This is a genomic window from Proteus sp. FZP2095 (assembly GCF_023701425.1).
GTDB classification, from domain to species: domain Bacteria; phylum Pseudomonadota; class Gammaproteobacteria; order Enterobacterales; family Enterobacteriaceae; genus Proteus; species Proteus cibarius.
This window is the reverse complement of sequence record NZ_JAMQBJ010000001.1, coordinates 810,196-837,165: the sequence shown is the minus strand read 5'-3', so window position 1 is coordinate 837,165 and position 26,970 is coordinate 810,196. Positions and strand designations below refer to the sequence as shown.

26 protein-coding genes are annotated in these 26,970 nt (G+C 33.9%); 14 read left to right on the top strand and 12 right to left on the bottom strand.

Going from position 1 to position 26,970, the window contains the following annotated elements; genetic code table 11:
* The first annotated feature begins 407 nt into the window (after positions 1 to 407).
* Positions 408 to 1,508, top strand: a complete 1,101-nt coding sequence (gene ddlA / locus NBG71_RS04035) for a D-alanine--D-alanine ligase (RefSeq protein WP_250916560.1) — start codon at positions 408 to 410, stop codon at positions 1,506 to 1,508.
* A 25-nt stretch (positions 1,509 to 1,533) separates the two neighbouring features.
* Positions 1,534 to 1,914: a VOC family protein gene (locus NBG71_RS04030; RefSeq protein WP_099660418.1), complete on the top strand. Its 381-nt coding sequence runs from the start codon at positions 1,534 to 1,536 to the stop codon at positions 1,912 to 1,914.
* Between the two features lie 54 nt (positions 1,915 to 1,968).
* On the opposite strand, the gene NBG71_RS04025 is transcribed toward NBG71_RS04030, so the two are convergent.
* A complete protein-coding gene (locus tag NBG71_RS04025; RefSeq protein WP_202983529.1) occupies positions 1,969 to 2,844 on the bottom strand; it encodes a DMT family transporter in 876 nt (291 codons plus the stop codon).
* A 172-nt stretch (positions 2,845 to 3,016) separates the two neighbouring features.
* Here NBG71_RS04025 and NBG71_RS04020 point away from each other — a divergent pair, with 172 nt between their 5' ends.
* Positions 3,017 to 4,351, top strand: a complete 1,335-nt coding sequence (locus tag NBG71_RS04020; RefSeq protein WP_159242067.1) for an aminotransferase-like domain-containing protein — start codon at positions 3,017 to 3,019, stop codon at positions 4,349 to 4,351.
* Between the two features lie 67 nt (positions 4,352 to 4,418).
* Here the strand turns inward: NBG71_RS04020 and NBG71_RS04015 are convergent, their stop codons facing one another.
* A complete protein-coding gene (locus tag NBG71_RS04015; RefSeq protein ID WP_099660421.1) occupies positions 4,419 to 5,507 on the bottom strand; it encodes an alpha/beta hydrolase family protein in 1,089 nt (362 codons plus the stop codon).
* 545 nt (positions 5,508 to 6,052) lie between these two features.
* Here NBG71_RS04015 and NBG71_RS04010 point away from each other — a divergent pair.
* From NBG71_RS04010 to NBG71_RS03995, 4 genes are all read left to right on the top strand, one after another.
* Positions 6,053 to 6,430: a lysozyme inhibitor LprI family protein gene (locus NBG71_RS04010; protein WP_223672418.1), complete on the top strand. Its 378-nt coding sequence runs from the start codon at positions 6,053 to 6,055 to the stop codon at positions 6,428 to 6,430.
* Positions 6,431 to 6,635: 205 nt separating this feature from the next.
* Entirely contained in the window at positions 6,636 to 7,169 is a 534-nt protein-coding gene (locus tag NBG71_RS04005; protein WP_075672858.1) for a carbapenem self-resistance protein CarG family protein, read from the top strand.
* Positions 7,170 to 7,387: 218 nt separating this feature from the next.
* Positions 7,388 to 8,188 carry a MetQ/NlpA family lipoprotein gene (locus NBG71_RS04000; RefSeq protein ID WP_075672857.1) on the top strand — a complete coding sequence of 267 codons (801 nt, stop codon included), beginning with the start codon at positions 7,388 to 7,390 and terminating at the stop codon, positions 8,186 to 8,188.
* A gap of 280 nt (positions 8,189 to 8,468) precedes the next feature.
* Complete coding sequence (locus NBG71_RS03995) at positions 8,469 to 9,752, top strand: cystathionine gamma-synthase family protein (protein WP_075672856.1); 1,284 nt, start codon at positions 8,469 to 8,471, stop codon at positions 9,750 to 9,752.
* A gap of 67 nt (positions 9,753 to 9,819) precedes the next feature.
* Here the strand turns inward: NBG71_RS03995 and NBG71_RS03990 are convergent, their stop codons facing one another.
* On the bottom strand, positions 9,820 to 10,377 hold the full coding sequence (locus NBG71_RS03990; RefSeq protein WP_075672855.1) for a GNAT family N-acetyltransferase: 558 nt from the start codon (positions 10,375 to 10,377) through the stop codon (positions 9,820 to 9,822).
* Between the two features lie 221 nt (positions 10,378 to 10,598).
* Here NBG71_RS03990 and NBG71_RS03985 point away from each other — a divergent pair, with 221 nt between their 5' ends.
* Both NBG71_RS03985 and NBG71_RS03980 read left to right on the top strand, forming a co-directional pair.
* Positions 10,599 to 11,444 (top strand): helix-turn-helix domain-containing protein, encoded by an 846-nt coding sequence (locus tag NBG71_RS03985; RefSeq protein ID WP_099660425.1) that lies wholly within the window; start codon positions 10,599 to 10,601, stop codon positions 11,442 to 11,444.
* 132 nt (positions 11,445 to 11,576) lie between these two features.
* The gene (locus tag NBG71_RS03980; RefSeq protein WP_156733410.1) at positions 11,577 to 12,113 is read left to right on the top strand and encodes a metallophosphoesterase; all 537 of its coding nucleotides are present in this window, start codon (positions 11,577 to 11,579) and stop codon (positions 12,111 to 12,113) included.
* Positions 12,114 to 12,222: 109 nt separating this feature from the next.
* Here NBG71_RS03980 and ydeE read toward each other — a convergent pair whose 3' ends face one another.
* Positions 12,223 to 13,410, bottom strand: coding sequence for an efflux MFS transporter YdeE (ydeE, locus tag NBG71_RS03975; protein ID WP_099660426.1), 1,188 nt, complete (start codon positions 13,408 to 13,410; stop codon positions 12,223 to 12,225).
* Positions 13,411 to 13,712: 302 nt separating this feature from the next.
* On the opposite strand from ydeE, the gene accA reads away from it, so the two are divergent.
* Positions 13,713 to 14,675, top strand: a complete 963-nt coding sequence (gene accA / locus NBG71_RS03970; protein WP_191902067.1) for an acetyl-CoA carboxylase carboxyl transferase subunit alpha — start codon at positions 13,713 to 13,715, stop codon at positions 14,673 to 14,675.
* A gap of 78 nt (positions 14,676 to 14,753) precedes the next feature.
* Complete coding sequence (locus tag NBG71_RS03965; RefSeq protein ID WP_196576470.1) at positions 14,754 to 15,641, top strand: LysR family transcriptional regulator; 888 nt, start codon at positions 14,754 to 14,756, stop codon at positions 15,639 to 15,641.
* A gap of 4 nt (positions 15,642 to 15,645) precedes the next feature.
* On the opposite strand, the gene NBG71_RS03960 is transcribed toward NBG71_RS03965, so the two are convergent.
* On the bottom strand, positions 15,646 to 17,148 hold the full coding sequence (locus NBG71_RS03960; protein ID WP_075672850.1) for an MFS transporter: 1,503 nt from the start codon (positions 17,146 to 17,148) through the stop codon (positions 15,646 to 15,648).
* Positions 17,149 to 17,300: 152 nt separating this feature from the next.
* On the opposite strand from NBG71_RS03960, the gene NBG71_RS03955 reads away from it, so the two are divergent.
* Entirely contained in the window at positions 17,301 to 17,897 is a 597-nt protein-coding gene (locus NBG71_RS03955) for a TetR/AcrR family transcriptional regulator (RefSeq protein ID WP_099660427.1), read from the top strand.
* Between the two features lie 96 nt (positions 17,898 to 17,993).
* On the opposite strand, the gene NBG71_RS03950 is transcribed toward NBG71_RS03955, so the two are convergent.
* Positions 17,994 to 18,653, bottom strand: a complete 660-nt coding sequence (locus NBG71_RS03950) for an MFS transporter (RefSeq protein ID WP_250916559.1) — start codon at positions 18,651 to 18,653, stop codon at positions 17,994 to 17,996.
* Positions 18,654 to 18,661: 8 nt separating this feature from the next.
* Between NBG71_RS03950 and NBG71_RS03945 the strand changes: the two genes are divergently transcribed.
* Positions 18,662 to 19,354 carry a substrate binding domain-containing protein gene (locus NBG71_RS03945; protein ID WP_342601560.1) on the top strand — a complete coding sequence of 231 codons (693 nt, stop codon included), beginning with the start codon at positions 18,662 to 18,664 and terminating at the stop codon, positions 19,352 to 19,354.
* A 205-nt stretch (positions 19,355 to 19,559) separates the two neighbouring features.
* On the opposite strand, the gene NBG71_RS03940 is transcribed toward NBG71_RS03945, so the two are convergent.
* Both NBG71_RS03940 and NBG71_RS03935 read right to left on the bottom strand, forming a co-directional pair.
* Positions 19,560 to 19,685 (bottom strand): hypothetical protein, encoded by a 126-nt coding sequence (locus tag NBG71_RS03940; protein WP_250916558.1) that lies wholly within the window; start codon positions 19,683 to 19,685, stop codon positions 19,560 to 19,562.
* Positions 19,672 to 19,887, bottom strand: coding sequence for an iron chelate uptake ABC transporter family permease subunit (locus NBG71_RS03935; protein WP_250916557.1), 216 nt, complete (start codon positions 19,885 to 19,887; stop codon positions 19,672 to 19,674). Before NBG71_RS03935 ends, NBG71_RS03940 begins: the two co-directional genes overlap by 14 nt.
* Before the next feature lie 237 nt (positions 19,888 to 20,124).
* Here NBG71_RS03935 and NBG71_RS03930 point away from each other — a divergent pair, with 237 nt between their 5' ends.
* Positions 20,125 to 22,488 carry a hypothetical protein gene (locus tag NBG71_RS03930; RefSeq protein ID WP_250916556.1) on the top strand — a complete coding sequence of 788 codons (2,364 nt, stop codon included), beginning with the start codon at positions 20,125 to 20,127 and terminating at the stop codon, positions 22,486 to 22,488.
* Positions 22,489 to 22,601: 113 nt separating this feature from the next.
* On the opposite strand, the gene NBG71_RS03925 is transcribed toward NBG71_RS03930, so the two are convergent.
* The 4 genes from NBG71_RS03925 to hutW all read right to left on the bottom strand — a co-directional run bounded on the left by NBG71_RS03925 (position 22,602) and on the right by hutW (position 26,968).
* Positions 22,602 to 24,197: an ABC-F family ATPase gene (locus tag NBG71_RS03925; RefSeq protein ID WP_075672847.1), complete on the bottom strand. Its 1,596-nt coding sequence runs from the start codon at positions 24,195 to 24,197 to the stop codon at positions 22,602 to 22,604.
* 260 nt (positions 24,198 to 24,457) lie between these two features.
* Complete coding sequence (locus NBG71_RS03920) at positions 24,458 to 25,084, bottom strand: NAD(P)H-binding protein (RefSeq protein WP_250916555.1); 627 nt, start codon at positions 25,082 to 25,084, stop codon at positions 24,458 to 24,460.
* Between the two features lie 6 nt (positions 25,085 to 25,090).
* Positions 25,091 to 25,579, bottom strand: coding sequence for a heme utilization cystosolic carrier protein HutX (gene hutX / locus NBG71_RS03915; RefSeq protein ID WP_229578339.1), 489 nt, complete (start codon positions 25,577 to 25,579; stop codon positions 25,091 to 25,093).
* Positions 25,580 to 25,621: 42 nt separating this feature from the next.
* Positions 25,622 to 26,968, bottom strand: coding sequence for a heme anaerobic degradation radical SAM methyltransferase ChuW/HutW (gene hutW, locus NBG71_RS03910; protein ID WP_373274655.1), 1,347 nt, complete (start codon positions 26,966 to 26,968; stop codon positions 25,622 to 25,624).
* Positions 26,969 to 26,970 lie beyond the last annotated feature (2 nt).

Genomic DNA, 26,970 nt, shown 5'->3' with positions numbered 1-26,970 from the left:
TGAATAAATAAAGAACACATATATTGGTCATAAATCTATAAGATTGCTCTATTGTGCCGAAACAGGTAAATGCTTTCGTAGTTTAATTGCTGTCAATAACACTCCAGTTGCAATAGCAATACCAACAATATTAGTGCTTTGCCAACCGATTAAATAGAAAGCAACACCACCAGTAATACATCCTTTCAGGCTTAAGGCTAAGGTCTTTTTCTACCTTATACCAATAGAATTGTTATCGTTATTGAGCTGTTATATCTTGAAATAGTGACGTTTTAACACTCTAAATCATAGAATTTCATCATTTTATCGTAATTTTTCGCAGATAAGAACTATCTACCTACATTGGGGGTTTTTATCATGATATATTGCTACCTATTCGCTATAGCTGTCCTATAAAAGGTTAGAAAATGAGTAAATTAAGAGTCGCTATTATTTTTGGTGGTAAATCCACAGAACATCAAGTTTCATTACAGTCAGCAAAAAATATTATTAATGAATTAGATCGAACGAAATTCGACCTTTGCTTAATCGGTATTAATGAGCAAGGCCAGTGGCATGAATATTCAGAAACTGACTATTTACTAAATAGCGATAATCCTAAAACCATTTCATTAAGCAAACCTTTAAGAGCAGTTGCTATTATTCCTGGTAGTGTAAAAGGCCAATTTATTTCACTTGAAGATGGTCAAACATTACCTCAAATCGATGTTGTATTCCCAATTGTTCATGGTGCGTATGGTGAAGATGGTACACTCCAAGGCTTATTACATATGATTGATATGCCTTATGTAGGGCCAAATATCATGAGTTCAGCAGCTTGTATGGATAAAGATATTACTAAACGCCTACTTGATGGGGCAGGATTAGCTGTTGCGCCATTTATCACTATTATGGCACATCAAATTAATGACATTCCTTACAATGAAATGGTTCGTCAATTAGGACTTCCTTTATTTATAAAACCAGCAAACCTAGGTTCTTCTGTAGGAATTAGCAAAGTTAATAATGAGGAAGAGTTCAACGCGGCTTTAAAAATGGCTTTTGAATACGACCTTAAAGTGATTGTTGAAAGTGCAATTGTAGGTCGTGAAATAGAGTGTGCCGTTTTAGGTAACGAAGCTCCTGAAGTTAGTCCTTGTGGTGAAATCGTATTAAACGATGCTTTCTATGCTTATAACACGAAATATATTGATGACGATGGTGCTAAAGTCGTTGTTCCAGCAGTAATGGATGAAAATACGAGTTTGCATATTCGCCAAGTTGCTTTAAAAGCATACCGTGTTCTTAATTGCTTAGGTATGGCTCGTGTTGATGTGTTCTTAACACAAGATAATCATGTTGTGATTAATGAAATAAATACACTACCTGGTTTTACTAATATCAGTATGTATCCAAAATTATGGCAAAGTGCAGGTTTAGGTTATCAATCATTAATTACTAAATTAATTGAGTTAGCACTAGATCACCATAGAAAAACGGCAGTTCTAAAAACAAAGTGTGAGCTTTAATTAATATATAAAAAGTGAGAGCCTGATGAAAATTACACACCTTGACCATCTGGTATTAACTGTTGCTGATATTCAGATAACCTGTGATTTTTATCACCGCGTACTAGGCTTTAACGTTATTACGTTTAAAGAAGGGCGCAAAGCTCTCACTTTTGGCTCTCAAAAAATAAATCTTCACCAAGTGGGAAAAGAGTTTCTTCCCAAAGCGGCAAAACCAACTGCAGGTTCGGCTGATTTGTGTTTTCTAACACAAACACCGTTATCAGAGATTATTGAACATTTAAATCAACAAGGTGTAAAAATAGAAGAGGGGCCAGTTCCTAGAACGGGTGCAACTGGCGCTATTATGTCGGTTTATTTACGTGACCCTGATAATAACTTGCTCGAAGTTGCCAATTTAACTTAAGAGTAAAACACGCTAAATATGGTTATTTAGCTTGTTTTAAGTGTTTAATTTTAATTAGGCATATTTTTTTGAACCAGCAACACAAAAAATAACGCCAATAGTTACTAACAACATCAATAAATTGACTGATTCATGAAGTAATACGGCAGCTAAACCTAATCCAAAGAAGGGTTGTAATAATTGAAGTTGTCCTACTGCTGCGATCCCACCTTGTGATAATCCTTTGTACCAAAATATAAAACCAATCAACATACTAAAAAGCGAAACATAACCTAAGCCCACCCATGCTGATATACTAATTGTAGCAAGCTTTTCAGGCATAAGAATAAAGCTAAAAATAAGCATTGGAGGTAAAGATACAATTAATGCCCAACATATAACCTGCCAACCACCTAATGCTTTCGTTAAAGTCGCACCTTCAGCATAACCTAAACCACAAACAATCACTGATGCTATCATTAATAAATCAGCACTGATTGATGATGCTCCATTTTGAGAAATGGCATATCCCATCACCAATAAACTACCAATAATAGAAAAAAGCCAGAAAATAGGGCGAGGCTTTTCACCACCACGTATTACTGCAAAAATTGCCGTGAATAACGGTAATAAAGCTAAAAAAACAAGGGAGTGTGCTGAAGTTATTTCTTGTAGTGCGATAGCCGTTAATAATGGAAAACCAACGACAACACCTAATGAGACAACCGCTAATGAAATCCACTGTTTAAACGTAGGTAATTTTTCTTTATATAACAGTAGCATTGCTAAAGATAATAATCCTGCAATCGTTGCTCTCGCTGCGGTTAAAAATAAAGGTTCAAAGCCTAATACAGCCGCTTTTGTTGCAGGTAAAGATCCACTAAAAATCAACATACCTATAAATCCATTTACCCAGCCATTTGTCTGCTCTTTTTGATTAATTTGCTGCATACGATTTTCCATTTTTATTATGATAAAAAAACAATTAATTACAGTTTTTGTAATAGCAACAGATATATAAAAATCTATTTATATAAAACTTGTATCTACGATGTAACTTGCTGAACTCCATCTTATGGAACACAATTATGACAATCAAATAATTGTCATGGATACAATTTCTATGGTTCAGCCCCGTTATAAATCTTTAGTTGATAAATTGGCGAACGAAATACGTATAGGAAAACTATTACCAGGTACACGTTTACCAACACATCGCCATTTGGCTGCAGAACATAAAATGTCTCTTGCAACGGCAAGTCGTGTATACGCTGAGTTAGAAAGTATGGGCTTGATCATTGGTGAAACAGGAAGAGGAACTTTTGTACGAGAATTGTCGCTTCCAATAAATCATGGAATAGAAAATCCTACAGCAGCAGATATGTTGGATCTTAATTTCAATTATCCCTCATTGCCTATTCAAGCTGAACTATTACGTACTGAACTAAAAAGATTAGCAACATCAGGTGAAATTGAATCATTGCTTCGCTATCAACCACATAGTGGGAAATTACACGATAAAATCGTGATTTCTCAATATCTTAAAAATAAAGAAATCACGGTTGAACCTGAAAATATTATTATTACTAACGGTGCACAACAAGGCATTGCGATTACATTATTAAGTGCTTTAAAACCGGGAGATGTTGTTGCGGTAGATGCATTAAGTTATCCCGGATTTAAATTAGCAGCACTCGCTCATCACTTGGAAATATTACCCATTCCCATAACACCATTAGGTACAGATTTAGATAAGCTGGAAGAACTATGTAAAAAAAGGGCAATACGTGCACTTTATTGTATTCCTACACTACATAACCCAATGGGATGGGTATTAACATTAAAACAGCGACAACAATTAATTATTTTGGCGAGAAAATACCATTTCATGATAATTGAAGACGCGACTTATGCATTTTTAGTTAAAAAAGCACCGCCAGCAATTGTTACCTTGGCACCAGATATCACATTTTATATTTCAGGATTTTCTAAGAATATAGCTTCTGGATTAAGAGTTGGTTTTATTGTTGCTCCTACAAACACTATTTCATCGTTAGAGAGATCAATGAGAGTGACGACATGGAACACACCTGCTCTAATGACTTCCATTGTATGCCAATGGGTGAAAGAGGGGGTAGTTGATAAACTAGAACATTTATTACGTAAAGATGCACAGCAGCGACAAAAAATAGTGAGTGAAATATTTGAAGGACTTACTTATATTCATCATCCAACTTCCTATTTTTTATGGTTCCCCTTACCTGAAGAAGTTAGAGCCGATAAAATTGTTGCTTCATTACATCAATTACAAATATCGGTTGCCACTGCTGAGCCTTATGCCACAACATCCAATATTCCTCATGCAATTCGCATTGCATTAGCTTCAATTAATATTAATTTATTATGTGATACATTAAAGAAAATTCGAGAGATTATTGAGTATCAAGTTGATTTATAAATAAATTATTAAAATCCTTACACTTTAACGCCTAAAGAGTGGTTCTCATTTAGGCGTTATCTACATTTTATCTTAAACTTGTATTGCCACTTTCACATTTAAAATCAACATAATCAGAAGGTATTGTTGCATCTTCAGTGATCCACGCTGTTAAGTAATTTAAAGCATCAGAGAAGTAGCTATCTCGTCCTTGATAAATAAAAAGCATCTGTTTCCACCAAGGCCATTGGTTATCTAATTGATAATTAAAGAATGGTGCTTTTAATAAGCCATGAGAGGCATTAGGGAATAGGGCAACGGTTTTATCTACATGGTTTCCTAATAGATTTTTATATAAACATGCATTTTTTGATGCATCTACATTAAGATCTAACTCACCAAACAGAGCCAGTACCCGTCCATTCATATGAGGTAAGTCTTTAGATGAATCACTTAAATAGTTTTGGATAACAAAATAAAAGCGATCATCAGACATATCTCCCTGAGCTGAAATATCATGGCTGCCATTAATGCCAAATATACGATCATTTTGTTGCAGTTGCTCTGAGACTCTTCGAGTAATTTCCTTATCATCAACATCGCCGGCTTTTAAACGCACTTGGTGATAGTAAGCACCTTGAGCTCGCCAGTTTACAGCACCACCAATAATAACGGAAAAATCAGGTTTAGATTGTGTCGCTGCAATAGGGATAACCCATCCAGCCTGTGAAAATCCTAAATAACCTACTTTAATATCAGTATGGGTAAATTTCTTTTGAATAAGCTGTAAAGCTATTTGTGCTTCATCTGCTCTATCTTGCATAGATTGAAGCAACCAATTTCCTTGGCTTTCGCCCACACCAGCTTTATCCCATGTATATACACCAATACCTGCATCCAGCAAATTATTAATTAATGGTAAATATCCACTATTAGAAAAGCGATCTTGAGCGCCATCGCCATGAACAAAAATAGCAACTGCTTTTATGTTGTTCTGATTCGGTAAAATTAATGTTCCAGATAAAGTATCTTTTTTAGAAGCAAAACTAATTGGAGTTATCACTGATGCATGATCATCCAATTCAAAATCAGAATACTGACCACCACTAATGATAATCACAAAAATAAGAGTGATAAGCCCTGAATAAAACCAAATTGATTTGAAACATTTTTTCATAGCTTGAAAAATCCACGATGGGTATAGACCCTTGAGTAATATAAATAAGCCATTTATGACCACATTTATATAATACCTATCAATTAGACTAATTAGTCTAACTAATTGAAGTGATTTTATTAAAATCTCCTTAAATAGAAACTGGTAAGAGGAGCTTCTATTTAAAGTAAAATTAATTGGATATTTTTAATAAAAATGTCTCAGTACAAAAAATAATAGAATATGACTACTATTTTACTTAATTATTTTGTAAATGACATTTATTGTTAAAGAAAAAATATATTTAGTTATCATTTTTTAAAATTTGTATTAACTAAATATTTAATCTAAACAAAATATCAGTATAATTACTAAAGGTTAAATATTTAAATCTAAACTGGATTATCAAAAATAGATAGATTTTGCGTTATCTTCACGTAATTGTCATATAAGAAATATTGCTATGCTGATAAAGAACTTACTTTGTTTTTATCTTTTAAATTAAGTAGTAAGAGAATGAAGTAAATACTTTTAGCGATACTTTTAATCAAAAAATGGACGGTATGATGAAAAAACTTATCCTATTCGGTGCAATATCTGGCGGCATACTATTTTGGTCTATACATTTACAAGCAGATAATTTCGATTGTCGGAATGCGGCGACTCAGACTGAAATTAACCAATGCGTATATCAAGATTTTCAGCAAAAAGATGAAGAACTTAACCATATTTATCAACAATATTATGCAAAATTAGAAGTTGAACGAAAGGATCAACTTAAACAAGCCCAGTTGGTTTGGATTAATTTTAGAGACCTCTCTTGTCAATACGAAGCAGACTATTATCAAGGTGGTAGTTTAGCTCCAATGGTATATAGCAGTTGTTTAAAAGATAAAACAAAAGAAAGAATTAGCGATCTTAAAAATTACATTGCTCTATATTAAAGAGAAAAATTAAATCTAAAAAATATAAATATTAAGGTATATTCTTTTTATAATAGTCAAATAAGTATAGTGTTTAGTATGAAAATAATTTATAAATGATGCAATTGTAAATTTTGTATTATTTTGAAACATAAAATGCCTTGACTAATCACTGCCACAAAGTAGTCTGATGCACAAGTAATAAGCAAAAAAAGAAGTGAATACAATGAATAAGATATTAAAACTTGGGCTAGGATTACTTTTTTTATCGCTACCATTTTCTTCAACATCAGCAGATATTAAACTTGAATATGGAGTAAATCTTATCGATTTTAATGGTGATGGTGTTCCTGATGTTGTTGTTAAGTCTAAACGACTATTAAATGATTCAACATCTGTCGATATGGCAACTGTTTATATCAAAGGAAGCGATCAAAAAGTTTATATTGTTCCGTCCATATATGCTAATGCTTTGAGCCTTTACAACAATAAGATTAAAGGCACAGATATCACTATCTCTGATTTCAAGTTCATTGAGAAAAAAGATCATGTTGTTTTGTTAAGTGCGGAAAAGGTAGGAAACAACTTACAAAAAACCACTCCAATCCGTTTCTCTAGCTATTCTATTTTAGAAAATAAGAAAGGTGATGAAATTCAGTTTAAATGGCAATTTAATAGCTATTGTGTAACTGAATTATCCTATCTTAGCGTAGAAGATGCGTATTCTGATAATTGTATAAACAAAATTATTAATGAATAAATCTACAATTAAAAAAAGAAACACATCACATTATGATGTTTTTCTTTTTTGTTTTATAAAACAATGCATTGCAAAAATATAAACAATATTCCTTTCTTTATATGCATTGGGCACTTGTATCATTTCTTGTTCCTTGTTATTAATCTATTGTTAGGATATTTCTTAATCAAAATGATTTTTATGGCGCTGTTTTATCAAGATCTGTTTAAGAGGGAGATATGAAGGAAATTATTACAGGTTTACTTCTAGCCTCAATATCACTATTTACTGTATCTTGCTCACAAGAAGATACGCATAGAATAAAAGTGGCAATTAATACAGGGCCTGATCAAGTGATTTGGGATGAAGTTATTCGTTTAGCGAAATTAACTGAAGGATTAGATGTTGAGATTGTTGCTTTCAATGATTATGTTCAACCTAATAAGGCATTGAACGATAAAGAAGTTGATGCAAATGCGTTTCAATCCATTCCTTATCTTCAAGCTCAAATGAAAGAGCATGGCTACCAATTTCATATTGCCAGTAAAACATATATCTTTCCTTTAGCCGCATACTCTAAAAAAATTAGCGATATAAATGAATTAAAGCCCGGTGATGTTGTTGCAATTTCAAATGAAGTTAGTATGAAAGGGCGTGCACTTTTATTACTAGCAGAAAATCATCTCATTACTCTTAACGATAGTGTTGGTTTCACACCAACAGTAGACGATATTATCTATAACCCAAAAGATATTACTTTTGTTGAAGTTGACTCACCTAAACTTACCGAAGCATTAAATGATCCAAATGTCACAATGGCTATAATCAACAATAACTTTTCATCCCAAGTGGGGCTAATTGCGACTCGTGATGGATTGATCTTAGAAAATAAAAACTCACCTTATGCTAATGTTATTGTTACGCGTGAAGATAATAAAAATGATGAAAATATAAAAAAACTGGTTTCAGTTCTGCATTCAAGACAAATCGAGCTAAAATTCAAAGAAATGTATAAAGGTGATGCTGTAAGAGCTTGGTAACATCCTTTAACTTAAAGGTAAAAAGAGGTGTTCATTCTTTTTATCTTTAAGTTTTCCTGCTTTTTCCCTTCTTTTTAACTAGAATAATCAACTTTTATTTAATTAAATCACCTTGATTAAACACTAATGAATGGATAGAACTTTTTATTTAAAGTTATCTTTATGTTAGAGCTCGTTATTTTTATATAACTAGTGGTTTTTATTCTATATAAAACATTCTAACAACATGAATTTTTTTCAGTATGATAAAGATCCTTCATTAAACATAAGAAATAAAAAAATGACTGACTCTCAACTGAAAAAACAATATATCGGCGAACATAAATTATCCCCAGAAACACTAATGATGAGCTATGGCTATGATCCATTACTCTCTGAAGGCTCAGTTAAACCACCTGTATTTTTAACATCTACCTTTATTTTTAAAAGTGCTGAAGAGGGTAAAGCTTTTTTTGATACCGTAAGTGGTAGAAAACCTTTACCTGAAGGCGAAAAAGCAGGTTTAGTTTATTCTCGCTTTAATCAACCTAATAGTGAGATTGTTGAAGACAGATTAGCTGTTTATGAAAATACGCAATCTTGTGTATTATTTTCATCAGGAATGTCCGCAATTACCACAACATTAATGGCATTAACGCAACCCGGTGATGTTATTTTACACTCACAGCCACTTTATGGCGGAACTGAGACCTTAATTGCTAAAACACTTGCTAAGTTTGGTATTCAAGCCACACCATTTACTGATGGAATAAACTTCTCACTTATTCAAGAACAAGCTAATGTAGCCCGTCAAAAAGGGCGTGTCTCCGTTATTTTTGCAGAAACTCCTGCAAACCCAACTAATTCCTTAGTAGATATTGAAGCATTAAAAAATGTTGCTGACCAATTAGAAAAAACGCAAGGTTATCGTCCTATCATCGTTTGTGATAACACATTACTAGGCCCTGTATATCAACATCCAATAGAACAAGGCGCTGATATTTCAGTTTACTCTTTAACTAAATATGTTGGGGGTCATTCGGATTTAGTTGCCGGTGCGGCTATGGGCTCTCGTGAACTGATTAATCAAATCAGATTACTAAGAGGTGCAATAGGAACACAACTTGATCCACATTCTTGCTGGATGCTAGGCCGTTCTTTAGAAACGTTACAAATTAGAATGGAAAAAGCCAATCAGAATGCGTTATTAGTTGCAGAATTTCTGCGTGGCCATGAAAAAGTAAAAGCAATTCATTATTTACCTTTTGCAGATAAAAATTCTGTTGAAGCTCAGGTTTTTGCCAAACAATGCACTGGTGCAGGATCAACGTTCTCTTTTGATATTGTGGGCGGAGAAAGTGAAGCTTTCCGTTTTCTTAATGCAATGAAAATTTTTAAACTTGCAGTAAGTCTGGGGGGAACAGAATCTCTAGCTTGTCATCCGGGGTCAACAACGCATTCGGGGGTACCAATGACATTACGCCATAGCATTGGTATTCAAGACACTACAATTCGTTTATCGATTGGTATAGAAAATCCACAAGACTTAATTGCTGATTTATCCCAAGCATTAGTAAGTGCTTAATTAAATAGCCGTGTTAATATTAAAAAAACACCAGATAATGTAGATTTCACAGTCTGGTGTTTTTGTTTTAATCGATCTGTTTTTGGATCTCAATCCATTCATCTTTAGTTAAGCGACAAATATTTTCAATTTTCACTTCATCTAAAAATTCTGCATATTGCTCTTCAATAACGTGATGAAATTTAAATCCGCATTTCTCTTGTACTTTTTGCGACTTCTCATTATCAGCGAAATAACCACACCATAAATTATCCAACTCCAGTGTTTCAAAACTATGCCGACTAATTTCTTTTACAGCTTCAGGTATTAAACCGTTTCCCCAAAATGGAACCCCAATCCAATAAGAGACTTCAGCATCATTATCTCCAATTGGAAAATTACTCTCCTTCGCGAAAGATAATCCAACTAAGCCGATAGCTTGGTCATCATTAATTAACGTAACGGCATAAACTTCATCACGCATAAATATAGTGCGAATAATTTCGGCACTTTCTTCAACATTTTTATGTACTGGCCAACCTGCAATTGGACCAACACGCTCATCTTTTGCATTTTGATACAAACTTGACGCATCAGAAAGTTTCCAAGGGCGCAATACAAGTCTTTCTGTTTTTAATGTTTTCATTTCAATGACTTCTCTTATTTTTTAAATACTTTGCAATTTATCTTACGTCTTTAAGATGTGTGTATTCTAAAGAAAAGAAATAAAGAACCGAATGTCATAAAAGAGGCAAAATCGGTACTTTTTACAACTAAATAAAAGGAAATACTTGTTATTAAGTTTAATATCGTCAAATATAAAAACAGCAAATGGGCTAGATAAAATTAAAAGAAGGTAATTGATTTATGTTGAGTCAAGTGTTGCCACAACTTAATGCATCATCACAACATGTCATAATAGGCGAAAGTGATATGGCGAATGAAATCGATTACCCTCTACCACTATCTTATATTGTGGTTATGATTTGTTTAGAAGGCAGGGCAATAATCAATATAGGTTTTCAAAAGCAAGCAATCAAAGCGAATGATATTCTTATATTAGGCGATGATATGATGACAATTTTGAGTCAAAAGTCGGCAAACTTTCGCTTATTCTATTGTTTTCTCGATAAATCTTTTGCCTCAGAAATTGCTTATTCTCTTTCTAATACTTTATTTTCTTTTCTTCATGAAAATCCTGTTTGCCACCCACAAAAAGAGCAATATGAAGCCTTAAATAGATGGACTCAACAACTAAAATATATAGATAACCGTTATTCTGAACACAGAAAATTGATGTTAAAAAATCACTTACAAAATCTCTTTTTTGCTATTACTGAATCAATACCTGCTCATTTTTCTATCGCTAAAAAAGAATTTAGTCGTAAAGAAAAACTTTGCTGGCAGTTTTGGGAATTGATTGGAAAACATTGTTTAGAGCATAGAGAGGTGGCTTTTTATGCAAATAAGCTTAATATTACACCCTTTTATTTATCACAAATAACAAAGCAATTTTTTAATGATGCACCTAAGACCTTGATTAACCGTCAAGTTACTCTTGAAATAAAAGCATTATTAATGCACACTTCGCTTTCGGTAAATGAGTTATCAATAAAACTTCATTTTGATGATCCCTCTTATTTATGCCGATACTTTAAAAGAGAAACAGGTAATTCTCTATCTGGTTACCGTAAACAACATCAACGACAATAAGACAGATAATATTGTGCTTATCGTTTAATTTTTAACTAAAGGAGGAAATTATTTTGAAAAAATATCACTATACAGACCGAGGGAAAATATTTTCTTAAGGTTGAGAATTCTATTACTTATTAAGAAATTACTATGATTTATTTTACTTCTGATACACATTTTTGCCATTCAAACATCCTCAATCTTTGTGATCGCCCATTCAATAGTGTTAGTCATATGAATGATACTCTAATTCATAATTGGAATGCTTACGTCTCTGATAATGACGAAATCTACATTTTAGGTGATTTTCTTTATCGAGGAACAGGGCGAGATGCCAATCAAATCTTGCGTCGATTAAAAGGTAAAAAGTACCTTATCCGCGGAAATCACGACAAATTTCTAGACGATCCGGAATTTGATGCATCAGCATTTGAATGGGTAAAAGATTATTTTGAGTTGGATTATAAAAAAAGAAAAATTGTAATGTTTCATTATCCTATATTGGAATGGGCGGGGTTTTTCCGTGATTCTATTCATTTATATGGTCATGTCCATAATTCACAAAAAGATCCCTCTCAACGTAAACGTTTAGATGTTTTAGGAAAAAGCGCAATGAATGTCGGTGTCGACGTAAATGACTTTTTCCCCATTAGCATTGAAACCATACTAAAAAGAACATCTAAATAACCTTATTATTAGCAGTCGTGGTTTACTCGCAAAAGAATTCCATATAAAAAGACATCCATTGGGATGTCTTTTTATTTATGCTAATCAACCACAAAATTACAGCATTATATTACAGTGCCATGGCTCTTTTTTGACTTACATTCATTCCTTGGATCATACAAAACCAAGCAAGACCACAAATCACCATTAAAATCGCAAATAAAGAGACAGGAGGGAATGAAGTCAAAATAAAACCACTAGCTAATGGATTAAGTGCAGCACCCAACCAACCTAATGACTGAGCCGAAAAATAACTTGCTTTCATTCCTAATGGGGCAATGTTATCAATCATCATATACTCACCAGGTGCATAAATTAATTCACCCAAGGTAAATACAGCGATAGCTAATGCCCAAAAGATTAAATTGTTGCCTGCAAACATAAAACCAAGTAAGCCCACCATAAAAAATAGAGTACCAAGCGTCATTAATTTACGTAGCCTTTCAGCTGTAACATGTTTACCGACAATATATTGTAGAGAGACGACAATGGCAGCGTTTACAGGTAATACAACCGCAATAACAGACTCTGCCAACTTTGCATCGTAAACCACTAAAATATATTGCGAAATACATGACGCAAAAGAGCCAAACGTTAATGTACCGAAAAAAGTCGAGAGTACAAACCAACTTAATGCTCTGTCTTTTAGCATTATTTTCGGGTCCCACTTCACACTATTTTCTTCACCCGCATTTATTGCTTTAGAACGCTGAACAAATAACTGGATCATAAAAAGTGGAACACTAGCAGAAATAGCTGCAAGCCAGAAGGGCAATTGAGTTCCATACATTAATAATAAGGTGCCAATCGGAGGACCCACCGTCCACCCCATATTAATAAAGGTATAGTTTAGAGAGAATATTTTAGGTTTCGCTGAAACCGATAAAGTTTCAGAAAAATAGGCCTTTAACACAGTTGAAAATACTAAATAAGAGCAGTTAATCACCGAGAAAAAAATAACCACTAAAACAGTGCTATGAACCATCGGTATTGCGGCAAAGCCAAAGATAAACGTTATAATAGATAGTAGCATATAACGTTTTTTTTCAAATTTATCAGCAAGCATTCCAAAGCCAAGGCTGAAAAAGATACCTGTTGTTAATGCAATAGACATCGCAATACCAATATCATCGACAGGTAATTGATACTCCCGCGATAAATAGATCGCCATAAACGGTAATGTTGCACCTCTTCCTATTGTGAGAAGAAGTGATGAAAATAGTAATGCAGTTGTTGATCGTGTTTTTTTTGAGAACATATTATTTTTTTCTAATTATTTGTATTTTATGGAGTATTTTATAATTTATGCGTTTTCTACGGGTGAAAAAAGAACAAATTCGCACTGTATATTAATACATGACTTACTAATTGCTGTATAGCTTTAAGTCAGCAAAAAAGCTCTTTTTGATCTTGTATTTTTTCTTGCTGACCTTGTAGTAATATTTAATTATCCCATTTTTGATAATAGTATTTATCAAATTCCTCTCTATCACCACATTATTATTTTTTCTAAACTGACCTAATTACTGTTTTATTTACTGCACTAAATCTGAGGTCGTTATGTCTTTTATTCATCTTGAATTTGAAAAACCTATTGTGGAATTAGACGAAAAAATAGATGCATTGCTCACCTTTAAGCAATCTCAAGATGAACCAACAGGTATTAATTTAGATGAAGAAATTGCACGTTTAAGGCAGAAAAGCCTTTCGCTAACAAAATCTATTTTTACTGATTTAGGTGCTTGGGAAATTGTACAACTCGCTCGTCATCCCATGCGCCCATATACTCTTGACTATCTTAAAGCGATTTTTACTGATTTTCAGGAGTTGGCGGGTGATAGAGCTTATGCCGATGATAAAGCGATTGTTGCGGGTTTAGCGCGTTTTGACAAAATGCCAGTCATGGTGATAGGGCAACAAAAAGGCCGTGATACAAAAGAAAAAATTCTTCGCAATTTTGGTATGCCATCGCCAGAAGGTTACAGAAAAGCATTACGTTTAATGAAAATGGCAGAACGCTTTCATCTACCTGTCATTATTTTTATTGATTCTGCAGGCGCTTATCCTGGTGTCGGCGCTGAAGAGCGCGGACAAGCAGAAGCGATTGCTCGTAACATTCTTGAAATGTCACGATTAAAAACACCGATTATTTGTACTATTACGGGTGAGGGATTCTCTGGCGGTGCGTTAGCCATTGGTGTTGGTGATAAAGTTAATATGTTGCAATACAGCACTTATGCGGCAATTTCACCAGAAGGATGTGCTTCTATTTTATGGAAAAGTTCTGATAAAGCACCAATTGCAGCAGAAACGATGGGAATGACTGCTCCTAAATTACAAGCATTAGGCATTATCGATGCCATTATTCCCGAACCCTTAGGTGGAGCCCATCGTGATCACCAACAAGCTGCAGAATTTCTTAAACAACAGTTATTAACTGATTTAGCATTATTAAAAAGTTACTCAACCGAAGAACTTTTAGATAAACGCTATCAAAAACTCATGTCTCATGGTTACTGTTAATTATTAACGAGAGAAAAGAGAATGAATGATACACTGCCTATATTGAGTAATAGAATTACCGTAGGCAGTGAATTATTTATGCAAATCGATCTTAATTTATTACGTATTTTTTCTGCTGTAGCAGAGCAAGGGCAATTTGCAGCCGCTGCTCGGCTATTATCTATGCCTACCTCAAATATCAGTCGTGCAATTAAACAGCTTGAACAGCAACTCAATTGTAAACTTATTGATAGAACAACTCGAAAGATGCGCCTTACGGAACAAGGTAAAATACTCTATCAACAAGGAAAGAAAACCTTAATCGAGTTGGATAATGTTGTAAGCAATATCACAAGTGATGGGCCATTAACGGGCACTTTTCGTTTAACTATTCCTAGCGAATATGGTAGTGAGTTACTTGGTGATATTTTGGCTGACTTTGCTGTACTTCATCCTAATTTACTTATTCAATGTGATACCCAATTAATGCCAAGAAATATCATCGATGATGATATTGATTTGCTATTAACTTTTCATCGTGGAAATTTAGCGGATAGTAGCTATCACTCTCGCTTAATTAAATCATGGCGCAGTATTGTTGTGGCATCTAATGAATTATTAGAAAAAACAGGAATACCCACACATATAGAACAATTAAGCAAATTTCCTTGTATTTCTAGTTTAAGCGCACTAGAAGGGCAACCTTGGATATTTATGGATGAAGATAAAAAACCGATAAAAATAACCATTAACAGCAATTACCGAGTAAACAGTGCCATATTAGCAAAATCAGCAGTATTAAAAGGGTTGGGATTTGCTATTTTAGCCGAACATTGCTGTCTTGATATGATTGAAGCGGGGAAAATACGGGCTATTGAGTTTCCTCAACAACCCGCAACAATTAATTTAGTGGCAATATATGCAACTCGTAGCTCTCTTTCACGTAATATTGAGTCTTTTCTTGAGTTTCTCTCTCAACGTTTATAACTTATTAATTTGTGATTTGTTGAGTAAGTGCATTATGTTTTACTTTAACAGGAAAGAGCACAATAAATAGTGTCACAAAACACGAGATCCCTGCGGTTACAATCGCATAAGCAAATCCCGAATTAAATGCCTCTGGTAGCAAAGTGACAAATCCTTTGTCTAAATTATTTGTTGTATTTTCAGTCACTAAACTAACAATATCGATATAGTTTACAGATATTCCCAATACCTGGCTTTGAATAACCATATAATGGATTGCTTGTTGCACCATCAATGTACCTAATAAAGCAATTCCCATCGTCATACCGGTTTGTCTTAGTGCATTCATGGTTGCTGACGCCATACCAGAACGAGATGCTGGCACACTTTTCATCACTAAAGCACCTATTGCTGGCGTTGATAATCCCATTCCGGCACCTAATACAAAGAGATAGCTTCCTGTTATTCCATAGTGGCTATTAGTTGCTAATGTCGCTAATAAACAAGAAGAAATGGCGATAAATAAGAAACCACAAATCATCAATTTTCTGACTGAGAAATAAGAAGAGAGTCGTCCAAAAGACATAGAAAATAGTGCCATTGCAATAAACTCCGGTGCCATTCTCCAACCAGTTTCTAATGCACTCCAGCCTTGTGCCTTTTGTAAAAAGAAAGCGATAAAGAATACATTACTATATGTGGCAAAACCTAAGGTAAAAGAAGAAAGATTATATTGAAAGAATGTGCGATCTTTAAATAAAACCAGTGGTAATAATGGACGCTCAACACGTTTTTCTATTATTAAGAAAAGGGTAAGAAATATAACACCTGCAATCAGCGTTGATAACGTTCTATAATGTGTCCATCCCACAGATCCAGCTTCAATTAAGCCATAAGTCAGCAATCCTAATCCCAACATACTGGTTAATTGACCGAAGGGATCTAAAGCAACATTTTCAGGATCAGCACTCTCACTTAATCCATACCAACCTAACAATACGGTAATAATGCCAATAGGAATATTGATAAGAAATATACTCGCCCAACCACTCGCATGAACTAAAACCCCACCTAAAATAGGGCCAATGATAAGTGATAACGCACTAACGGAAGACCAAATTCCGATGATACGAACGCGTTCAATATCAATAGGAAAAGCATGAGTAATTAAAGACAATGCGCCTGGAATAAGTGCAGCGGCGGCAATACCTTGAATAATACGTCCAAGAATTAATATTTCATGTTGCTGCGCAATCGCACAAATTACTGAACCTAAAGTGAAAATAATTACGCCCCATAGCCACACTTTTTTTCGTCCAAAGCGATCACTTAAAGGACCAGATGACAAAATACAGGCTGATAGACAAAGCGCATAAGCATCAACAATCCACTGTAAGGTTGCCATATCAGCATGAATATCATTTTGAATAGTCGGTAGAGCCACATTGACGATACTAATATCAAGAGTCGCCATAAAAGTGCCTAAACAAATGGCACAGATAAGTGACAGTCGTTTTAAATAAGTCATAAGCTTTATTGCCTTAATGATGAATAATACTGGTATAATAATACCCGACCGACCGTCGGTCAATTATTATTGGTAATGAGTTTTATTTATCATTATTGTGAGCCGCTTTAATATAGAGTACTCTTTACTCGCGACTTTGAGGGAGATAAACAATGTCATTAAAAGAACAAACAACAGATAAACCGAGAACAAAACCCGCAGAGGTTCGTTTAGAAGAGTTAATGAATGCAGCAGAAGAGTTATTTCTTGATAAAGGTTTTGATGCCACAACCGTTAGCGATATCGTAAAAAAAGCAGGGGTAGCAAAAGGGACGTATTATCACTATTTTTCTGCTAAAACAGACGTTCTTGATGCGCTCAGAACACGTTATATGGATTGGTATTTAAATAAAATAGATAATGCAATGAATACCTGCTCACAACAAGAGCATCGTGAAAAATTAAAACAATGGTGTGAAATTAGCGTTATTGCTTATGTTGAGAAACAAGAATTACACGATATGCTTTTTCATCAAGTTTTTCATCAAAGTAGCAATATTCATGAAAATAGAGCATTACAACAAATTCAATCACTGTTAATTTCGGGCACGAAAAATAAAACCTGGCACGTTACACAACCGGGATTAACTAGTACATTGATTTATCATGGTATGCATGCCGCCGTTGATAATTTAGGCCATAGCGATGAATATACCGCAAAAACATTAGGAAATATGCTATATCAGCAGTTTACTCAGTTACTAAAATAGACCAAAGCTTATCGTGACAACGTCACATTATTGTGTATCTAAAAGAGAAAAGGGTAATAACTATTACCCTTTTTATTTATGACAAACTTGAGTTTGTTATTTAGCTGAACACTTCGCATATCTTGATGAAAAAACACATAGTAAAGCGAATAAAATAAACAATACAGCAATAAATAATGCTGAGTTTAATCCATAATTATCAACGCTTAAGCCACCTAAATAAGCACCTAATGCAATAGCTAAATTAAAAATTGCAATATAAGCAGAACTTCCTAATTCAATTCCTTTAGGAACTGCTGTCATGATCCATGTCATCAGTGCAACTGAAACGCCACCATACATTAATCCCCAAATTAGCATCACTGCGATCGCCATTATTGGAGATGATACCCAAAATAAAAAACCTAAAAAGACACTTAATATGCCCATGATAATAATTGAAATCGCAATGTTGAGCCTTTTTGCTGATTGGATCCCAAAAATAAAATTACCGATGATCCCGCTAATACCATATACAAATAAAAGTAATGTCAATGTGTTGTTTGACAACGTAGTAGTTGTTTGGAGTAGTGGGCGAACATAAGTAAATACCATAAAATGAGCGCACACGAGAAAGAGTGTGACTAATAATCCTAAAACTAGCTGTGTATTTTTAAACTGTGCAAAGAAGGCTCTCGATAGTGAAGACGTTGAACCTTGTAATGAAGGTAAACAAATAAGCATTAAGACTAATACTGCGAATGAAAATAGCCCCATAACAATATATCTTAAATGAGATTGAAGAAGCGGGTGCTGCTCTTGATAAATTTAATGAAAATCCGAGAGGGCGTTTACGCATTGATTTACCCATTGCCTTTGGGCGACGCTATATTTTACCGTTATTACAAACTTATTTAATGCAATGGCCAGAATTAGACGCTGAAATTACTTTTTCAGATGAATACACTGATTTAGTTAAAAACGGCATTGATTTAGCTATTCGTATTGGCGGTAATGATGACAGTCGATTAATACGTAAAGTATTGACTCCTCATCGTTTAATAACCTGCGCATCTCCTGATTATTTTGAACGAAATAATGCACCTCAATCCCCTAATGCATTATCACAACATCAATTAATTACTTTTTCCCACCAAGGATCAACAGTACCTTGGAAATATCAAACTCATCAAAAAGAATTTACGCTTCCCGTTAAAGGAAAATTACGTTTAGATAATACAGAAGCTATTTTAGATATGGCATTATCGGGTTATGGAATATGCCAACTGGGTGAGTTTTTGGTGGGGGAATCTATTAAATCCAGAAAATTAATGCCTATTTTATTAGAACATACGATTAATCTTGCGCCGATTTGTGCCGTTTATCCATCTAAACGCCATTTATCTCCTAAAGTACGCTATTTTCTTGATTTTATTGAAAAGCAATGGCAAGGAAACGCAATATGGCAAATAACATAAGCTCTAGTTTGAATAAAAGTTAATAAATAAAAACGAAATATACCCTAGCGAGGACTATACCCGTGAACCTCGCTATATGCATTTTTAGGCTTTCAACGCATTAATCATAAAAGCAATAAAAACAGTAAAAGTTATGCCTAGTTAATAATAATCAAAGCCTAAAAATATCAGTAAAAATTAGTGTAGATATCTTAGGCTTTTCAAATCAACGGCTACGATTTAACAACATTAAACATAGGAAATAACTACCGCCTAAAATCGCCACTAAAGTTCCTGCTGCAATTTGTGCAGGATAAATAAATATTTGCCCAAGCCAATCAGCCCAAACCATTAAGGTTCCACCGATTAACCCCGAAACAATCAATTGCGATTTGATTTTTTAAGCAGGCCATATGAGGCGCGACTAAGCCAATAAAAGCGATAGGGCCCACTGTTGAACTCACTAAGGCACATAATAACAATACAATGATTAATAAAATAATACTGGCGTGCTCTGTATGTAATCCACGAGCTGAGGCAGAACCCTCGACCAATTGATATTAAGGCAAGCCAAAAAAACGCTTCCCACAATCAATGTGACCGAGAATGCAAAATATCTTGCTGGATTTATTGTTGGATATAATCCTAATGCTTTAAATAACATCGGTACTTCACGTTTATCAACTTAAGTTTTATATTAATTCCGAGGGAAAATAATGTGTGTATTTTTATATAAGTTTTAATGGCATGAGAATAACTTATGCTTAAACAAACTAATATAAGGGATAGCAATGATAAGTATACCGATAGCTGGAGCTAATATAAGTGATAAAAGAATGAACAAACTTTCTAGTGATAAAAGTCCACAGGATATAATGTCATTAAGAAATAAAGTTACAGATTTTTTTAGACATGGTGAAATAAATAATGCATTAACATTAATACATAATGTTTTTTATAAAAAAGATAGTTCTATTTTAGATAGACTTACTTCTCTTAGTAAATTAATTGAAATGACAGGGGAGAATTACAAATTTTATTTTAATGCCAATTTTGAAAATGATAACATCATGTTCTCTATTGGTAACGAAGTTAAGTTAAAGTTTAACTTAAGAGATATTATTTTTGATATTGTCAATAATAAAGAAACAATAGCTGAAAATAGACCTTTAGAAAAAAATAATGCATGGATTGATAGCATTATAGAAAATATAAACAAGAATAACATTATAAATAATAATGAAGACTTCATATCAATTATTGAAAAAATAAAGAGAGAGTGTCTGTTTACCATTGCTGAAAATTTAAATAAGAATAAACTTCTGACTATAACTGATTTTGAATTACCAAAATTTTTATTTAAAGAAAATAGCGATATTAATATTAAAAAATTAATAAGTAATATTTTTTTAGATGACAATAAAAAACAAACATCTATTGTAGAAAAAATAAAAGACTTCAATTTATTTAAAAGTATAATAAAAGAGAGTTACAATCAATATATTTCATTGGAAATTAAAGGTGAAATAGTGGAATTGAAATTAGCCAATATTATAAAAAAATACAAATTAATTAATCTTATAAAAGAGCAATTACCATTAGTAATTTTTAATAGAAATAAGACACCATTAGATCAAATTGAACGATATAAAATTTCAAAGAAAATTAAAAATAATTTAATCCATAAATTAAATTATAGAAAAAACATTAGTATTTTAGATTTAATGAAAAATGAAATTAGAGAGACATTATTAAGCTACGATGTAAAAGATATTTTTTTAGACTTAAACTTAAAACCCCAAAATATCAATGAGTTAATTGAATTATTTGATAAACTAGAATATATAATACCTTCTAAAATATATATAAGTTTTAATAATAATTCAATAAAATTATTTATTAAAAATAAAGATAGAAAAAAAATAGAAATAACCGAGTTAAAAACAAGTACAAACCCAGTATTTTTAAATAAAATAGAATTGCCTAATTATAATAAATTAATTATTCTTTCTGAAATAGAGAAAAAATCAAACCGAGAAAACTCACCTATAAATATAGAATTAATAAAAAAATTTCTATTTTACAATATTAATTATAAAGACACTAATAATAATATTGATAATATCAATGCTAATATATATAGAAAATACCACAATACATTAATTGATAATTTTAATTTCTTATACTATAGCATACGTGATAATTGCAGCGATAATCAGCGTGAGCGATATATATTAAGAATGCTTTTTGACAATAAGAGTGGCGATAATGAAGATAAAATGGATTTAAGATATCTATATTCCATTATTAATAATAAAAACAACAAATATTATAATGAGCTAATTAATTTAAATGAAGCGCTTACATTCTTGAAAAAAAACATGCCTAAAATAAAAGTGGATAAATATTTTTTTGATTTATTTTTAAATAAAAAAAATACACTTTTACAGAAAATATCTATATTTAGAATATTTAGAAATTGGTTAAAAAATAACGCCAACACCCCTCATAATCCATTGGATTTTATAGTAAAAAATAATAAAATAGAATTCTATTTAGTTGATGAATCTGGTAAGAAAAAAATATCAACGGAACATTATCTCAATAGTGATATCTATCATAAGATATCTGAATTAGATAAAGATACACAAATTTGGCTATTAGAAATATCGTTAATGAATAAGGTTAATATTGATTTAGTTATTGATTTATTTATTGATATTTTTGAGAATATTAAACTAAAATTATTTGGTAATCAATTTAGTCAAAACATAGACTATAATAACTGTATATTTAATTTAATATTAGAAGATTTAGATAATCTAAAACCAAAAGATTACTATTTAGATGAAGTGAAAAAAATTATTAATAATAAATTAGGAGATATTAATTTAGTAGTTAAAAATAGAATGCCAAGTTTAATAGATAATTTATCTACTTTCAATCCGGATAAAAAAGAAGCGTTAATATCCTCCATAGCTAAAATTGCAACGAGTAAGAATGCTAACAATAGAGTTTTATTGTGTGAGGAAATAGAAAAAAACTATAGAAATGATGGTATCTCTTTATTTTCGGATCAAAATAAAACATTCATCATCTTTAAACATAAAATTATCTATGAACTTATTCAAAATGGTGAAAATATGAATAATTAAAAACTCAGAGTTAGATCAAAAATATAGGGTATATATGTAGAAAATTCAGTAAAAAGGCTCGATAAATAATATCGAGCCTTTTTACTATTTATTACTTTAATTTGGTTATGAAATTAAAGTGTGACACCTTTCTTCGCAAGGAACTCATCGTAAGTTCCTTGGAAATTAGTCACTTTTTCAGGTGTAATTTCAATAATACGGTTTGCTAATGAACTTACGAATTCACGGTCATGAGAAACAAAAATCAAAGTGCCTTGATAAAGCTCTAATGCCATATTCAGTGATTCGATAGACTCCATATCTAAGTGGTTAGTTGGTTCATCCATAATCAGAATATTTGGTTTTTGCATCATCAGCTTACCAAATAACATTCTGCCTTTTTCACCACCTGATAAAACTTGAACTGATTTTTTCAAATCATCTTGAGAGAACAGTAAACGTCCTAATACGCTACGTACAGATTGCTCGTCGTCTTCTGGTTTCATCCATAAGCTCATCCAATCAAACACCGTCATATTGACTTCAAAATCAATTGCATGATCTTGTGCATAATAGCCAATGTTTGAGTTTTCAGACCATTTTAAACGACCAGTATCTGGTGCTAATTCACCGACTAATGTTTTGATCATTGTCGATTTACCCACGCCGTTGTTACCTAAAATGGCAACTTTTTCACCCACTTCAAGCATCATATTGACGTCTTTAAACAGCGGGGTATCATCATAGCCTTTAGAGATATTTTCCACTTCAAGCGCATTACGGAATAATTTTTTCTCTTGTTCGAAGCGAATGAATGGGTTTTGGCGGCTAGAGGCTTTAACTTCAGCTAATTGAATTTTCTCAATTTGCTTAGCGCGAGAGGTTGCTTGGCGTGATTTAGATGCATTAGCACTAAAGCGACTTACAAAAGATTGTAATTCACTAATCTGTGCTTTTTTCTTCGCATTATCTGCTAATAAACGTTCACGCGCTTGGGTTGCAGCAAACATATATTCATCATAGTTACCCGGATGAACAGCAAGCGCACCATAATCTAAGTCAGCCATGTGCGTACATACCATATTTAGGAAGTGACGGTCATGGGAAATAATGATCATGGTACTGTTACGTTCATTTAGCGTTTGCTCAAGCCAACGAATAGTATCAATATCCAAGTTGTTCGTCGGTTCATCCAGTAACAAAATATCTGGATCAGCAAACAGGGCTTGTGCAAGTAACACACGTAATTTCCAACCCGGAGCCACTTCACTCATAGGGCCATTATGTTGTTCTAATGGAATACCTACGTTTAGTAATAATTCACCCGCACGAGATTCAACGGTGTAACCGTCCATTTCACCAAATTTCACTTCAAGATCGGCAACACGTAAACCATCTTCTTCGCTCATTTCAGGTAAGCTATAAATGCGTTCACGCTCTTGCTTCACTTCCCAAAGTTCAGTGTGACCCATAATCACGGTATCAAGCACAGTAAACTCTTCATAAGCGAACTGGTCTTGTTTTAGTTTACCAAGACGTTCATTAGGATCGAGGAATACGTTGCCACTACTTGGCACTAGATCGCCACCTAAAATTTTCATAAAGGTTGATTTACCGCTACCGTTGGCACCAATTAAACCATAGCGATTTCCGCCACCGAATTTGACAGAAATGTTTTCAAACAGTGGCTTTGAGCCAAACTGCATAGTGATATTATTGCTGATTAACAAGACGAATACTCATTATTAGTGAATGACAAAAGGTAATGGGGCGGCATTATGCCACAAGTTACCCCTATTAAGACAGTAAAGTGACGAATGTCTGTTAAGGAATTTTGGCTGTAAGAACAAAACTCATCATATTGTGAGTTATTGCCCATAATAAAAGTAAGAAAAAGAGATAACGCAAATACGTTATCTCTTAATGGTGAGCTTAACTTGAAACGTAATATATTCACCGCGTACGCAACGACTTGGTCACCACTTGATGACTATTTGGAAGGTGCTAAACCCGGTTCAACTACTGCATAAATTTGATCACCTAGAAGGTCGGCTTCAAGAAGCTGAGTCACTAAACGCGCAACATCTCGGCGATTCACTAAACCATGAGTCTCTTCATATTGATAAAGCTGAGCTTTGCCCGTTTCTTCACCATTAAGTAATCCCCCCGGTCTTACTATTGCATAATCAAAATGGCTGGTTTGTAACCACACTTCAGCCAATGATTTTTCTCTTACGGCTTGGCCAAACGCTGCTTTTGCTCTGTCAGATAAGGCAGCCCAACTGTCACCACATCCTAAAGATGAAACCATTAGCATACGTTGAAAATCCATTTTTTCCGCAATATCAATGACGGTTCGATGAGCTAGATAATCATTTCCCCCCCCCATTGTGGAAATAATATCTGCTTCTTTTCCTGCTAATGTTAAAACCGCTTCAACTGCTTTAGCATCAATCGCATCCCCGATAATGGTTTTTATCCCTTTTTCTTTTAAACGATTAGCCGCTTCTTCGGAACGAACTAGAGCCACAACAGGGCGTTGTTGTGTAACACCAATATCTGCAATATGTGCGCCAACACCTTTACCGCCAGCGCCAAAAATAACCCATGTTTTCACGCGCAATTATTCCTTATTTAATTGTTGTGCTAATTGACGGAAGGCTGATAATTGCTCTGGCAATAATTCACGATGTTCATCTCTACCGAGGAAGATTTTAAACATTGCAACGCCTTCTTGATTGAAAAATAAAATAGAGGCAGTATCCATACCCATGAATTTACGCTCGATCATTGCAATATATTGGCAATTTTCGGCTTTAATATGGCCTGTCATTCCTTTTTTACCACGTAAGTTAAAATAGCCATGACGATGAAAACCACTCGGTAATTCGCCACTAAATTCTAAAATAACATCTTGAGTATGCACAAGCGTGGTGACATTACCCCATTTCATCACGTTATCCCACACTGTATCGAATTGCTCACCACTCATTAATGAGCGTGATGGCAAATGTCTCACAACCTCCAACAAGGTTGTGTCAAATTGCGTAGCTATAGTTTCCAGCGTTCCATCAGGCTCAGTCATTAAAAATTGTTGTAGCTCTATATTCATGATGTTATTTCCATCTTTTAATTAATATTTAGGGTAATAAAATTAGCGAGGTGTATTTAATTGCAAAATTAATTGCTGTAAGGATGTCAGCAAATTACTTGCCCAAAACCGACCTTCATTAGTGAGTTTCATACAAAGAAAATCATCTTCGACAAGACCAGCTTGATACCATTGATTTAATAAAGGGGAGAGCAGAGTCGCTTGCGGACTTAATTTGGCTAAATCAACACGCCCGCACTCAATGCCAGCTTGTAATTCATGACGCCAACGAAAACCACTGTCAGTTGTACGACTCATCATCATTAAAGGCTTTTGGTTATCTGTAATTTTTTGATAATAGCTATCCAGTGAACGCTCAATCATCCATGAATAGCCATTAACCGAACCACCAGCACCAGAACCAAAGGCAAGGCAATCCGCGCCTTGTTTAATTAATAAATTATAGAGATTGCGCTCACGGGTTGTTCTAGCCCAGTGGCTATTACTTATCTGACGCCAACCCACATTCTCCATAAAATCACAACCTTGAAGATATAACGCACGCCGTTCTATCGGCGTTGGCACAGTGACTCGCTGATTTTCAACCGCTTTACCTAATGGTGTATTGGGTAGCAAATTTAATGCATACAGATCGACGCCATCTAAACCAATATCGTGGGCAATAGTGAGATCTTCTTGCCAATTCACCGCATTTTGTCCCGGCAATCCGAATAACAGATCGCATACCACAGCGGCTCTATCACGTAAGCAAAGCCCTTTCATAAACTTAGCAGCTTCTTCACCCGTTGATGTTCTTGCCATTCGTTTACGAATTTTGCTATTAAAGGTTTGAATGCCAATAGAAAAACGGTTTGCACCTGCATCTAAACAAGCATCAATTCGATTATCATCAAAATTTAAAACACGACCTTCAATCGTAATTTCACAATCTGGAGCTAAAGGAAGTGATTGGCGCAAATGTGTGATCACACGATAGAGATCTTTAGCTGATAATGCAGAAGGGGTTCCGCCACCAAAGTAAACGGCATGAATTGGTGCTGACTGATAAAGTAAGCTATCTGATTCAGCCGATATCTCACGCAATAATGCGTCGGTATAGCGCGTGCAGGCTTCTTCATGGTAGTTATTTTGATAAAAACCGCAAAACGTACAATGAGTTGCACAAAAAGGAATGTGGATATACAACAAACGTTTACATGCGGGTGTTTTGCTTTCTAATAAAGCTTGCCATGTTGATTGGTGCTCTTCTTTTGCAATAGGTACAGAGCCTCTCCATGGCATTGTGGCATGTCTATCGCGAAAAGGACTATCACCCTCAAGTGCAAAATGGGGAGTAAGATCGATTTCAGTCGAAGATTGCATGCTATGTGTTGCGACTAACTCTTTCATTA